The following is a 13,817-nucleotide window of genomic DNA, read 5'->3' on the forward strand; positions in this document are numbered from 1 at the left end:
TCAGGCCAGACCGGCAATTGGCACAACGGGGTTCACATCCGCGTCGTAATCCACACCGTCGACTTCAAACCCGAACAGCTGCAGGAATTCCTGCCGGTAACCGTCGAAGTCTGAGAGCTCCCTGAGATTGTCCGTATTAATCTGGTCCCAGAGCTCGGCGACCTCAGACTGAATTTCAGGCGTTAGCTCTTTGCCATCGGCACGCAGGCGACCTTCATCATCCAGGGTCGGCGTAGCGCCATAGAGTGAATCACGAAACAGGCCATCGATCTGCTCGATACAGCCCTCGTGAACACCATGCGCCTTCATCACTTTAAAGAGAATCGCGAGGTAAATAGGCATCGCGGGAATCGCTGCCGAGGCCTGAGTGACAACCGCCTTCAACACAGAGACCCGTGCATCACCGCCGCGGGCAGCCAATTGCTGGCGTATATTGATCACACGCTTGTCGAGATCCTGCTTGGCCGCACCAATGGTACCGTGCCAATAAATATCCCAGGTGATCTTCTCGCCAATGTAAGTGAAGGCGGTGGTCTTCGCGCCATCGGCCAGCACACCCGCCTCGTCCAGCGCATCAATCCACATCTGCCAGTCTTCGCCGCCCATCACTGCAACGGTATTGTCGATCTCGTCCTGCGAGGCCGCCTCCAGGTGAAACTCCTGGATTTCGCCTTTGTCGGTGTTAATGCCTTTCTGGGTAGAGTCGCTGCCGATAGGTTTCAGTGTGGAGCTGTGCAGTTCGCCGGTGACCGGATGCTGCCGACGCGGTGCAGCAAGGCTGTACACCACGAGATCAACCTGACACATATCCTGCTTGATAATATCGATGGCCTGCTGTTTCACTTCCGCGCTGAAGGCGTCGCCATTGATGCTCTTTGCATACAAGCCGGCGGCTTCTGCCTGCTGGTGAAAGGCCGCCGAGTTGTACCAGCCAGCCGTACCCGGCTTGCGCTCGGTGCCCTCTTTCTCAAAGAAGATACCCAGGGTTGAGGCTTGCGCACCAAACGCAGACGTGATGCGCGAGCCAAGTCCATATCCCGTGGAGGAACCAATCACCAGAACCCGCTTTGGTCCCTGATCTATCGGCCCATTGGATTTGACGTAATCAATCTGTCGCTGAACGTTGGCAGCACAACCTGCCGGGTGAGTCGTGGTACACAAAAAACCGCGTACGCGGGGTTTTATAATCATTAGCGCTGGTTTCCTGACGCGTTTCACAGGTGCGGCGAGTGTAGCACAGCCACCCGTATGCGAAACGGCGAGCGAGGCCACCAAACCTGACGCTCAACGTGGCGTCTAAGCGAGGGCCGCTACTGCTGCGGCACGCCTGTGTGCGACGCCATGTTGCTGATCCACACCGTTTGGTAGGGCTTCAGTTCGAACTGCTGCGCGCGATCAGAGTAGACCTCACCGCTGATGAGATCCTGCCAGTGTTCCGCATCTATCAGGTTCAGCTCTGCCAGTCGCAGCATCTGCGGTGTGTCGCTGACATTGCTAATACAAAAAATACTCTGGCGTCTGTCCATGCTCTGCCGCCAGAAACCAAACAGAGCGCTGCCCAGCTGCAGGGTGAACTGCACAGCGTTAGGGTGAAATGCGGCCTGCTGCCGACGAACCGCCAACAGGTTCTTGATGCCGGCAAACACAGCGCCGTGGTGACGTTGATCATCCGCCAGGGCTTCCTCCAACTCGGGGAGATCCCACTGGTGCCGATTAATGGAGCGGTTCTGACCCGTGTGCTCCACACGGGCATAGTCATTACGCGTGCCTAACAGGCTATGTATGTAGATCCCAGGTATTCCCTCCAGGCCCAGCATGATGGCATGCGCGCAGATGAACCGCTGCAGCCCATAGGCATCTGCTCCGTTTACCGTTCCCTGCAATGCATCAAATAGCGAGATATTGATCTCGTAAGGCTTGTTCTGCCCGTTCTCCAGTGCTCGGTACGAGATATGCCCACCGAAGCCCGCCATGGTGCGAATCAGCGTATCCAGTTCCTCGTCGGACAACAAACCCTCTGCTGGGCGCAGCCCAATGCCGTCGTGTGACGCAATAAAGTTGAAGTAGGCCGTGCCGTGTTGCGGCGGCGGCATACTCATAATCCATTGTTTGAGGTAGGTGCAGTCGCCTGTTACCAATGTGTTCAGCAGCAAAGGCGGCAGAGAAAAGTTGTACACGCAGTGCGCTTCGTTCGCGTTGCCAAAGTACGAGAGGTTTTCGCGGTTGGGAATGTTGGTCTCGGTAATGAGTACTGCGTCCTCGCGCGCGTGCTCAACGAGCGTTCGCAGTAAGCGGACGACCTCGTGCGTTTGCGGCAGGTTGAGACTGCTGGTTCCGGGCACTTTCCACAGAAAGGCAATGGCATCCAGGCGAAAGATACGGACACCGCTATCCAGATACTGGCGAACGATGGCAGTGAACTGCTTCAGGACATCAGGATTCCCAAAGTCCAGGTCCACCTGATCATGACTAAATGTGCACCAGACATGCCGCGTACCATCCACAGCCTCCACAGCACGCAACAGGGAACTGGTGCGCGGCCGAACCACTGCCGACAGGTCATCATCCGGCTTGGCTGTTTTGAAATAACCAGCGCCCGGCTCACGATTCTTGAGAAAGTTATCGAACCAAAGGCTGCGCGCAGAGCAGTGATTGATCACCAGGTCCGCCATCAAATCGAAGCACTCATCCAGCGCCGTGATATCGGCCCAGTTACCCAACGCCTCATTCACACTGGAGTAATCCAGCACTGAGAACCCGTCGTCAGAACTCCAGGGGTAGAAAGGCAGCAGATGCAGCGCACTCACCGAACCCGACAGGTGGCTGTCGGCAAAACGCTTCAGGGTGTGCAGGGGCTTCTCGCCCTCACATTGCAGCGTGTCGCCATAGGTAATAACGATGGCATCTCGTTGATCCCAATGATTAATGTGCTGCTGTGGCGCATGGTCAACCGACGCTAACCGCATCAACCCGACCAGCTCATCAGCAAGCAGGGGTACATCGCCTTCTGCCAGCGCGCTGCCGTAGATCAGTCGGAGATGTTGCTGCACACGGTCGCGCAGCACTTCACCAGGGTGCAGTTCTTGTACTGTCATCTCAGGTGCCGACGAGTTCCGCGTGATCTTGCTCAACAGCATCCAGCAACCTGTCCAATACATCGGGCATGGCGCTTGTCACGCGTGACCAGCTGGGAATGAACGGGCGTTCCATGGGGCGATCCAGGAAGGCTTCGCCCGCTTTCATTATATTCTCTGCAAAGAGCTCCACCGCCTTTTCTTCCGTGTGTATATCCAGACTCAGGCCATTCATTACTGCATCATTGTGATAGGTCTCTACAAAGTCCAGAGCGATGCGGTAATAGGTCGCCTTCAGTGAACGGAAAGTCTCGCTGTTAAATGTTACGCCACGAGTTGCCAGTTTTCTGAATAGCGCCTTGGCAATATCGATGGACATCTTGGACAAACCACCGCTGTCGTCACCTGCAGACAAGTCCTGGTGTTTATGATCGTAGACCTCTGCAATATCCACCTGGCACAACCTGTTGTTCGCATAGTTCCGGTACATCTCCGAAAGCACACCGATCTCAAGGCCCCAGTCGCTGGGAATACGAATATCAGTCAGCACATCGCGCCGAAAAGAGAACTCGCCCGCCAATGGATAGCGAAAGCTATCCATATACTCCAGGTATTCCATATCACCGAGTGTCTTTTTCAAGGCCCGTAGCAACGGCGTTACCAGCAAGCGGCTGACGCGGCCATTGATCTTGCCGTCTGCCACCCTGGCGTAAAAGCCCTTGCAGAATTCGTAGTTAAATCGCGGATTAGCCACCGGGTAGATTAAGCGCGCGAGGAGTCGCCGGTCGTAGGTTGTGATGTCACAGTCGTGCAAAGCCACTGATTCGGTGCGGCCCGAGGCTAGCGTATAGCCCATGCAGTACCACACATTGCGCCCCTTCCCCATTTCCCGGGGCGCGAGATCATGGGACTGCAACTCGGCATCAAGGGCTTTGAGTCGAGGGCCATCGTTCCACAGTACACGGTGACGCTGTGGCAGACGATCAAAGAATGCGAGCGCCGCCCCATACTGCGACGCATCTGCCCGATCGAGGCCAATAACGATCTCAGACAGGTAGGGAACCTGCGCGATTTGACCCAGTATTGCGGGCAGCGCCTCACCTTCGAGCTCCGAATAAAGCGAGGGCAGAATCAGCCCCATCGGGCGCTGCTTTGAAAAGCCCTGCAGCTCGGATTCAATGGCCTCAATCGGTCGTTGATCCAAATCGTGCAAGGTCGTGATTATGCCGTTCTGATAAAAATCGCCCATCTCAAATACCCTGTTAAACCTGCTCGCCTTCCAGCCAATGAAACACACCCTCGGCCCAACCCTCAGGACCGATAGCTTCACTGCGGTAGACAGCAAAATCGCTATCCAGCCTTGGAAACTCATGAACCGGTGAGCGCACTAATACGGCCGCATCTGCGGCGGCCAGCATGGCCACGTCATTATGGGAGTCGCCCAGTGCCAGCACTTTCACTGCGGCGCCAGCATAGTCTGCGTATCGATCGCGCAAATTTCTCAATGCCCGACCTTTATCCGCGTCTCCACCTACGGCAAGAAACCGACCACCACGTTGCACACGGGCGCCCATGGACTCCAGCGTACGGATGAATTCGGACTGTCGATCCTTACTCCCCAACCAAGCGACGGGCTCAGTGAACTCGCGCTGATTGGCGCGTCGCGCTGCCTCCAAGCTCAGGCCGGTTACTTCGCTAACCCACTGATCGCCACCAGCGGCAAAGCTCTCGAACTCGCCGGCAAAGTCTGTTTTCACTGCATCCAAACACTGAAGCCAATGCGCACGCGGTTGCGCCAGTGGTAACCGATCGCCTTCGGCTTCGGTGGGTGTTACGGCGGGACCAAAGTAGCCACTGGGCACTGCGATTCCCGCGCCGTTCTCGACGATGTAGGGGTGCCAATTCCCCATGGCTTCCCGCAGCGCCTGCATCTCCGCCCGCGTTTTGCTGGACGCCAAAATCACGGGAACACCGGCATGCTCCAGCGCATTCAACGCTGTCTCGGCGGCGGTGTAATCGTAGGTGTAGTGGTCTAGAAGCGAGCCATCCAGATCCGTCACGACGATGCGCGATGTGGACGCCGCCACGGGTGCTATCACGGCTCGCTGCTCACAATGCCACGGTAGGAATCGAGGCAGCGATCAGAGCCCAGCGTGAACAGATGGTCCACCGCGGTTGGCAGAGTTTTCAGGCCGTGGCGCGTGAGTCGTTCGAAGTGCGCTACGAATCGCTCCAGCGCAGCACCGGACAGCATTTGCTCGCTCATGCCGCCGCGGGCCAGGGCGAGTTTCTCTTCCTGCTCCTGGCGCCATCGCAGCGCGCAGTCAAACGAAGGTGCCCGCAGCATCAGCCATTCATCAACCTGCGCATACAATGGCGGAAAATCCTGAGCGAGACGGCGATTCACAAAACGGCGCCACACGCCCGTAGGATCCTCTTCCCGCTCCAGCGAGTTCACAGGGTCGATCAGCGCATCCTGTGTTTGTGGGCGCACCCCCATACACCAGCCTTCAATAAAGATGATCCTGGGCACCAGTCCAGCGGCTTCCCACTCGCCTTCTGGCGCGCGATCATCGCTGGCTTTATCAAACCGGGGTAGCACCACGGTCTCTGCCAGTTCGCGGTCGCAAAGCGCATTGATGGTATCGATCAGCAGCGGCACCTCGTGCGTTCCCGGCACGCCACGCGTGATGAGCAGCGGATGCACGGCCTCGGCAAGCCGCTCTCTCTCAGACTTGGGTAGATACACATCGTCCAGTGACAGACACACCGCGGGCACACCGTGCATTGCCAGTGCGGCAACCAGATACTTAGACAGGGTGGTTTTGCCGGAACCCTGGCAGCCATTTAAGCCAACCACCAGAGGCGCATCTGCACCGTTTTGGCGCAGTATTAAATGCGACACCAAGGGCGTGAACCATTTTCGTGCACTCACGCCATAGCTATCTGGAAGCTGTTCCTGTTGCAGGAAGGCGTGCTCCCAATCCGCCAGCTCCCGCCTGTTATCGCTTGTAGTCAAGGGTATCCATCAGATCCTCTATACCAACGATTACAGCACTATCCGTGCCAAGGGGCACTGTTTTGGTGAATTGCCCCGTCCTAGAGCACCAGGCGCCGAATATCTGCAAGCAGCAGTTTAAGGGTGGCGCAGAAGCGACCCGCATCGCCGCCGTTGATCACGCGATGATCGTAGGACAACGACAGTGGCAGCAGCTTGCGCGGCTGGAACTGCTCGCCGTCCCAAACAGGTTGGATCTGGGCATTGGAAATACCGAGAATGCCTACCTCGGGCGCGTTCACTATCGGCGTAAAGCCACGCCCACCTATGCCGCCCAGGCTGGACAAAGTAAAACACCCGCCCTGCATCTCGGCGGGCTTGAGCTGCCGATCTCGCGCTTTCGCGGCCAGCTCCAGCACCTCTTCGGCCAACTCCCAGACCGACTTTTGGTCCACATCACGAAGCACGGGTACTAGCAGGCCTGCGGGTGTATCTACCGCCATACCCAGGTGCACGTACTGTTTGTACACCACGGATTCGCCGTCGGCAGAGAGCGATGCACAGAATTTAGGATGCTCTTTCAGTGCCGCAGCAACCGCCTTGAGTAGGAATGGCATCGGCGTTAGCCGGGTTCCCCGCGCCTCCGCTTCGCCGGCCAGGCTCTTTCTAAACGCTTCCAGCTCGGTGATATCGGCATCTTCGAACTGCGTGACATGAGGAACGTTCAACCAGCTACGCTGCATGTTCGTCGCTGTTAGTTTGTCCATCCGCGAGCGTGACACCACTTCGACGTCACCAAAGGCCGAGAAGTCGACCTCCGGGATTGCGGGAATACCCGCGCCCCCACCTTGCGCCGACGATGTGTCTGACAGTGCCGCCTGTACAAAGGCGTGCACATCTTCCTTAAGTAGCCGTCCGCGAGGACCTGTGCCGGGGACCCGGCTTAGATCAACGCCCAGTTCCCGCGCCAGTTTGCGCACCGCAGGCCCTGCATAGACTTTATCGTCCGCGGCTTGTTTGCCGCCGGGTGACTTGGCCGGCTGGGGTGACGGCGCAGCGGATTGAGAGGATACTGCGCGGGGCGCGCTTGTCGCCGGCTTGGATGTGCTCGGCTCTGGCGAGGCGGCTTTCTGCTCGCCCGCTACCTGGCTGCTTTGCCCTGACTGAACACCCAGGGTTAGCAATTCCGCTCCCTGAGTCACACTATCGCCCTCGCTCACCAGCCAGGCGATGACAGTACCTGAATGTGTAGACGGCACCTCCATAGAGGCTTTATCAGACTCCAGCACGCAAAGCGTATCGCCTTCGCTCACCTCATCGCCGAGCTTCACACTGAGCTCAATCAGATCCACCGCATCGTCGGTCCCGATGTCTGGCACACTGATGGTAATGCTGGACTCACTTTTAGCGCCCGCATCAGTGGTTTCATTTGACGGCGCATCAGCGGTCTCATTCAGCTCAGGCGCCTCAGGAGATGCTGCGTAGCCGGCCTGACCGGCTTCTGAAGAAACCGCTTCCTCGGGCTGCTCTTTTTGCGCTGGCGGCGCTGCGTCCCCGATATCTCCTTCGGTTTCAATCACCACAACTGGCGAGCCCTCGGCCAGTTCATCACCCACGGCAACCAGCCACTCCATCAGCGTTCCCGCCAGCGTGCTGGGGATCTCCATGGATGCCTTATCTGATTCCAGAACCAGCAAACTTTGGTCTACGACAACTTGCTCGCCCTGCTGAACCAGCAACTCGATAACCTCGGCACCCTCGGCACCGCCAATGTCCGGAACATTTACCTGTTGTTTAGCCACGCTATAGTCCTTTGCTGTTCGCGCAGATCAGGCCTGCATCGGGTCAATTTTGTCGGGGGAAATACCGAGGTCCCGCATCGCTTCGCTGACCTTTGCCACCGGAAATTTGCCCTCATCGGCCAACGCCCGAAGCGCTGCCAGCACGACATACTCACGACTGACCTCGAAGAAGCGGCGCAATTTCTGACGGGTATCGCTACGGCCATAACCATCCGTCCCCAGCACCGTGAAATGCCCTGGGACAAACTCGCGAATCTGATCGGTGTGCGCCTTGATGTAGTCGGTAGCCGCGATGAAAGGCCCGGTGCTGTTGCGCAACAGTGCAGTCACATAAGGAACGCGGGGCTCTTCTTCCGGGTGGAACAGGTTCCAGCGCTGGGCAGCTTTCCCCTCACGTTGAAGCTCATTCACGCTGGTCAGGCTCCAGACATCCGCAGCCACGCCGTATGACGCCTCCAGCATTTCCGCCGCGACCTCAACCTCCCTGAGGATAGCTCCGGCGCCCATCAGCTGGACGCGGTGTTCGCCTTTTTCAGCTCCCCTGCGCAGCAGGTACATGCCTTTAACAATGCCGTCTTCTACACCCTGCGGCATTTCCGGCTGGGTGTAGTTCTCGTTCATCGTGGTGATGTAGTAAAACTTGTTCTCGCCCTCGGCAAACATCCGGCGCAGTCCGTCCTGGATGATCACTGCCAGTTCATAGGCATAGGCTGGGTCGTAGCTCACGCAGTTGGGAATCGTGCTGGACAATAAATGACTGTGCCCATCCTGATGCTGCAAGCCCTCGCCATTCAGGGTGGTGCGCCCTGCTGTCGCACCAATGAGGAAGCCCCGCGCCTGGCTGTCACCGGCGGCCCATGCCAGGTCGCCAATGCGCTGGAAACCAAACATCGAGTAGAAGATGTAGAACGGCACCATCGGGTAGTCGCTGACACTGTAGGACGTTGCCGCCGCTAGCCAGGCCGAGAATGCGCCCGCCTCATTGATACCCTCTTCGAGAATCTGGCCCTGTTTGTCCTCTTTATAGAACATGATCTGGCCGGCATCGTGCGGCGTGTACTGCTGCCCAATAGAGGAATAAATGCCCAATTGTCGGAACATGCCCTCCATACCGAAGGTGCGCGCCTCGTCAGGTACGATGGGTACCACGCGCTCGCCGATGGCCTTGTCTTTCACCAGCGTTGACAGGATCCGGACAAATGCCATGGTGGTCGATATCTGCCGCTTGCCACTGCCTTTCAGCTGCCCATCAAAGGCATCCAGAGCGGGTGCTGACAACAGCTCTGGGGCATGGCGCCGAACGGGCAGTGAACCTCCCAGCTCCTCGCGCCGCTGGCGCATGTAGCGCATTTCGGGACTGTCAGGAGCCGGCCGGTAATAAGGCACATCTTTAAGCTCTTCATCACTGATTGGAATGGCAAAGCGATCACGGAAGGCTTTGAGGCTCTCCATATCCAGTTTCTTGAGGGAATGGGTTTCGTTGTTAGCTTCCCCCGCCTCGCCCATACCGTAGCCCTTCACGGTCATCGCCAGGATCACGGTGGGACGTTCCGTTTGCGCAACAGCCTGCGCGTAGGCGGCATACACCTTGTAGGGATCATGTCCGCCCCGATTCAGGTACATGATGTCCTCATCGGAAAGGTCACTGACCAGGTCCAGCAACTCCGGATACTTACCGAAGAAATGCTCACGGGTGTATGCACCGCCGTTGTATTTGTAGTTCTGCAACTCGCCATCGCAGACCTCGTCCATGCGCTGCTGCAGCAACCCGGTATCGTCGCGCTCCAGGAGAGGGTCCCACTTGCGCCCCCAAATAACCTTGAGCACATCCCAACCCGCGCCGCGGAACACACCTTCCAGTTCCTGAATGATCTTGCCGTTGCCACGCACAGGCCCGTCCAGCCGCTGCAGGTTGCAGTTCACCACAAAATGCAGGTTGCCCAGCTTCTCACGACCGGCCAAAGCGATAGCGCCCAGCGACTCTGGCTCGTCGCACTCCCCGTCACCCATAAAGCACCACACGTTGCGATCAGCATGGTCCAGCAAGCCTCGACTGGCCTGGTACTTCATGACGTGCGCCTGATAAATCGCCTGGATGGGGCCAAGTCCCATGGAAACGGTCGGGAACTGCCAGTAGTCAGGCATCAACCAGGGATGGGGATACGACGAAAGGCCGTTGCCGTCGACTTCACGACGGAAATTATCGAGCTGGTCTTCGTTTAATCGGCCCTCGAGATAAGAGCGCGCATACATGCCAGGCGCGCTATGGCCTTGATAGAACACCAAGTCGCCGGGATGGCCTCCCTCAGTGCCTCTAAAAAAGTAGTTACAGCCGATGTCGTACAAAGTCGCGCTGGAGGAGAATGAGGAAATGTGGCCACCCAGCCCCTCATCGTTGTCATTGCCCCGCATCACCATCGCCAGTGCATTCCATCGCACCAGCGAGCGTATGCGCCGCTCCATGAACAGGTCACCGGGCATCTGGCGCTCATCAGCCGGGGCAATGGTGTTGCGGAACGGGGTCGTGATAGCAGCCGGCAGGCGAACGCCGATTTCGGCGGCATGCTTGGCCACATCCAGCATTAACTGGCCGGCCCGCGTCGCCCCGCCGTGCTTGACCACATCGTCAAGGGCGTCCATCCACTCGCGGGTTTCTATAGGATCCAGGTCATCGATCATGGGCGTTCAGCGCTCCTGCGACTGTATTGCTGGGCGTATTTCGCTGTCTGGCGCCGCGCTCTTGTGCGCCTGCATCTGCGATCAGATCAAGTGGATTCCTAAAAAGAACCTTGCCACGAAATATGCCGTAATTTAGAAACTCTCTGCCGGGCAAACTCGGCAACATTGCAGTCCGGCTGGTCATTTTTCACGCAGCTCGGCCGCAAAGGGTGTAGTAATACTACAGTCTGGATGGCGCTATCGCCATAAAGTGCCGTTATAGAACGGTTAATCGGGGAATATTTGCGGCCTTTGCTGGCCCAATTACGCGCTGGGGCGCGGCAAGAATGTAGTCAAACTACAAAATGGAGCGGGCGCGCTCTGTAGCCCGCCCGCTTCCGATGATGGCTTACTGAATAACGTAACGCGCGTGATCAGCCTTGATCTGCGCCGCACTGTCTAGACGCTGTGCACCCAGGTCAGGGAACTTACCCCAGCGGCCCGCCGTGACCACCTGCAAGCTGTGAGCCTGATGGAGGAAGTGCTGCTGGAAATACGCGAGCCAGTCGTCGAGGGCCACCCCCGAGATCGTATCCGCGAGCCGCTGCTTGTCATCAAACTGGTACTGCTTCTTGGCGATGGACTGCCAGTAAAACTCCGCGCGCTCCCACAGATTTTTGTCCGGCCGCCTCAGGTCATTCACCAGCGCCGCCTTGTGACGCTCAAACTGTGCGGCATCCAGCTCGCCAGGTACGCGTGCCATGAACTCGCTCATAGCAGTGCTGACTTCCGGCGCGCTGTGGCTGGGCGACTGTATCAATAACACCAGCGCCGGCACATCCAGCTGTGCCCATGAGAAGCTGCTCACCACGTATCCCAATTGTTGCTCGGTACGCAGCTGCTGGAAAAAGCCGGACTTGGTGACTTGCCCGGCCAGGGCCGTGGCCGCGCGATCGGCGTAGCTGTTACCGCCACCCTGCAGATACCAGGCGATCACAGAATCGGAGTGATCAACAGCCACGGTGTACTGCAGATTCTCGCCAGGGGCGAGTTTAAGGACTTCCAATGGCGGTAAAGACACGGGCTCGCCTGAGGCAAGCAGAGGCTCAAGCGTGGTGGCCAGGGAAGCAGGTGCGCCCGCTGTGTAATTACCAAATAGCAGGCTCTCGGCCGTCGCCGATGCCCAGAAGGCTGTGCTGTATTGCTGCAAGTCTTCCAGAGACAGCTGCTTCAGCCCATTGATAATGGCTTGTTCGCCCCATTGGCCGTAAAGGATGGCCTCGCGTAGATCGTCAATCACCTGGCTGCTCGGGCGCTTGGCCACCGCATTCTCCAGATTGCGGATCATGTTTCTGCGAATGTTCTCAAAGCGGTCTTCACTGAACTGGGGCGACCGGATCGCCTCTACCAGCTGCGCCAGCAGAACCTCTTGTTTGTCGGTGTAACCACTCAAGCGCAGTGACACGCCCTGTGAGTGTTTGTAGAAACTGAAATTCAGGCCCGCCAATAATGCCGGATAGGTCAGCTCATTCACCGAGTCCTGTAACAAGTTGGTGTACATCAGGGCTGAAGCCGCATTCTCCGGCGTGCCGCCGACCAACGGAGAACGGAAGTTCACATACAACGCACCTTTGGGGATGCGGAATTCGTCATCCTGCTGAAACCAAATGGTTTGACGCTGCTGTTCAAGCCGACGCTCGGGGATCTCGGGATTATCCTCGCTGATCGCCACCAGCGACACATCCTCAGCGATAAAGGGGTTGGGCGCCGGGAGTGCAAACACTGCGGGCTCTACCGGTACTTCCCATCCGGCAACGCGCTCCCCGGCCAGCGTTTGAGCGCTGTAGGCCACCTCGTAGTACTGGCTCTTGCGGTCTGTCATGGCGGTTTTATCGGTGAACACCACCAATGCGCGTTCAGGTCGCACGTACTCCAGCAGTGAACTGAGCTCATCCGCCCGGTAGTCATCCATAATGTAGGGCCCGCGCAGGATGTCTTCCGGGGCGTAGTAGTGCATGCCACTGGAGAGTGCACTCACATAGCCAATGGCCGACGATTCTTCGCGGAACCGGAACGAGAGTGCCGCCAGCGCGGATTGCTCTTCGTACAAGCGCTGCTGTGGACCGGCCTCACGCAGCATGGCGACGTAGTCGAATATCAACTGCAGTACTCTGTCGTAATCTGCAGCGCCCGCCTCGGTCAACGTTACATTGATCGACAACAATGCACCGCCGCGCCAACCCAGGCCCGCACCGGCCGACAGGCTCTCCGCAAGTCCCTCTGCCTTCAGCTGAGACAGCAGGCTACCCGTACCCTCATGCCCCAACAGGTTACTCAGGTAGTTCGCAGGTTTAACGTGATAGTCATCGCGAAAGTCCGGAATCTGGAAGCTCGCCGACAAACTGCGAGAAGTCGCCTGAGGCTCAACCTGCACCAGCAGGGGCAAATCGGCGTCTTTGAACAGGGGCGCCTCAATCTGCGGCGGCTGGTAATCACGATTGGGCACCGCGTTAAACATAGGTGTCACCAATGCTTCCAACTCATCCAGAGACTCATTGCCCAGCACCACCAGACGCATAGCATTGGCCGAGTAGTGCTTGTTGTAAAAGGCGATCATTTCTTCCCGGATGCTGGAATCGGGACGGTCGGCCAGAGTCTCAAGGCTACCCACACTGAATTGGCTGAAGGGATGCTCGGGGTTCATCACCTCCTGCAACACATCCAGCCCCCGGCGACCATCGCTGGTGATCCCCATCTGGTACTCCGCCTGCACGGCGTTCTTCTCGCGGTCCACGTACTGCGCATCGAAACGGGGGGCGATAAAGAACTGGGCAAAGCGGTCTAGCGCCTCGGGCAAAAATTCGGCGTTGATATCGAAGAAATAATTGGTGTGTTCAAAGCTGGTATAGGCATTGCGCGACCCACCGTGCTCGGTAATGTACTGCTCGTACTCAGCGGCATCGGGGTACTTGTCAGTGCCCAGGAACAACATGTGTTCCAGAAAGTGCGCCAGGCCACCGCGGCCGGATGGGTTATCACCGCTGCCAACCATCACGTCCAGCGAAGCCGCCGCCTTGGGCGCATCCGTATCGGAGATCAGCAAAACCGGCAGCTGGTTATCCAGCACCAGGTAACGGTACTGGTAATCGTCATTAGGGCTCTGTACGGGCTGCGGTGCCTCACCATCCACTGACGAACAAGCAGTGAGTGCCAGGGCGGCAACGACAACTAGCAGCAGACGCTGCCACGCGGCTTCTTGTGAAAACAACATCAACAACTCCGTGC

8 protein-coding genes are annotated in these 13,817 nt (G+C 57.8%); all 8 read right to left on the bottom strand.

Annotated elements, in window-relative coordinates; genetic code table 11:
* Positions 1–1,191: an enoyl-ACP reductase FabV gene (gene fabV / locus IE089_RS13815; RefSeq protein ID WP_189478432.1), complete on the bottom strand. Its 1,191-nt coding sequence runs from the start codon at positions 1,189–1,191 to the stop codon at positions 1–3.
* 119 nt (positions 1,192–1,310) lie between these two features.
* A complete protein-coding gene (locus IE089_RS13820) occupies positions 1,311–3,095 on the bottom strand; it encodes a sugar phosphorylase (RefSeq protein ID WP_189478433.1) in 1,785 nt (594 codons plus the stop codon).
* A 1-nt stretch (position 3,096) separates the two neighbouring features.
* Entirely contained in the window at positions 3,097–4,323 is a 1,227-nt protein-coding gene (locus IE089_RS13825) for a glycosyltransferase family protein (protein WP_189478434.1), read from the bottom strand.
* Between the two features lie 13 nt (positions 4,324–4,336).
* Complete coding sequence (locus tag IE089_RS13830) at positions 4,337–5,173, bottom strand: HAD-IIB family hydrolase (RefSeq protein WP_229802782.1); 837 nt, start codon at positions 5,171–5,173, stop codon at positions 4,337–4,339.
* The gene (locus IE089_RS13835; RefSeq protein WP_229802783.1) at positions 5,170–6,093 is read right to left on the bottom strand and encodes a hypothetical protein; all 924 of its coding nucleotides are present in this window, start codon (positions 6,091–6,093) and stop codon (positions 5,170–5,172) included. Before IE089_RS13835 ends, IE089_RS13830 begins: the two co-directional genes overlap by 4 nt.
* A gap of 80 nt (positions 6,094–6,173) precedes the next feature.
* A complete protein-coding gene (gene aceF / locus IE089_RS13840) occupies positions 6,174–7,874 on the bottom strand; it encodes a dihydrolipoyllysine-residue acetyltransferase (RefSeq protein WP_189478435.1) in 1,701 nt (566 codons plus the stop codon).
* Between the two features lie 27 nt (positions 7,875–7,901).
* Positions 7,902–10,553, bottom strand: a complete 2,652-nt coding sequence (aceE, locus tag IE089_RS13845; protein ID WP_189478436.1) for a pyruvate dehydrogenase (acetyl-transferring), homodimeric type — start codon at positions 10,551–10,553, stop codon at positions 7,902–7,904.
* 388 nt (positions 10,554–10,941) lie between these two features.
* Positions 10,942–13,803 (bottom strand): insulinase family protein, encoded by a 2,862-nt coding sequence (locus IE089_RS13850; RefSeq protein WP_189478437.1) that lies wholly within the window; start codon positions 13,801–13,803, stop codon positions 10,942–10,944.
* Positions 13,804–13,817: the final 14 nt, after the last annotated feature.

Origin of the sequence: Parahalioglobus pacificus (genome assembly GCF_014652275.1) — a bacterium.
In the GTDB taxonomy this organism is placed as follows: Bacteria; Pseudomonadota; Gammaproteobacteria; order Pseudomonadales; family Halieaceae; genus Parahalioglobus; species Parahalioglobus pacificus.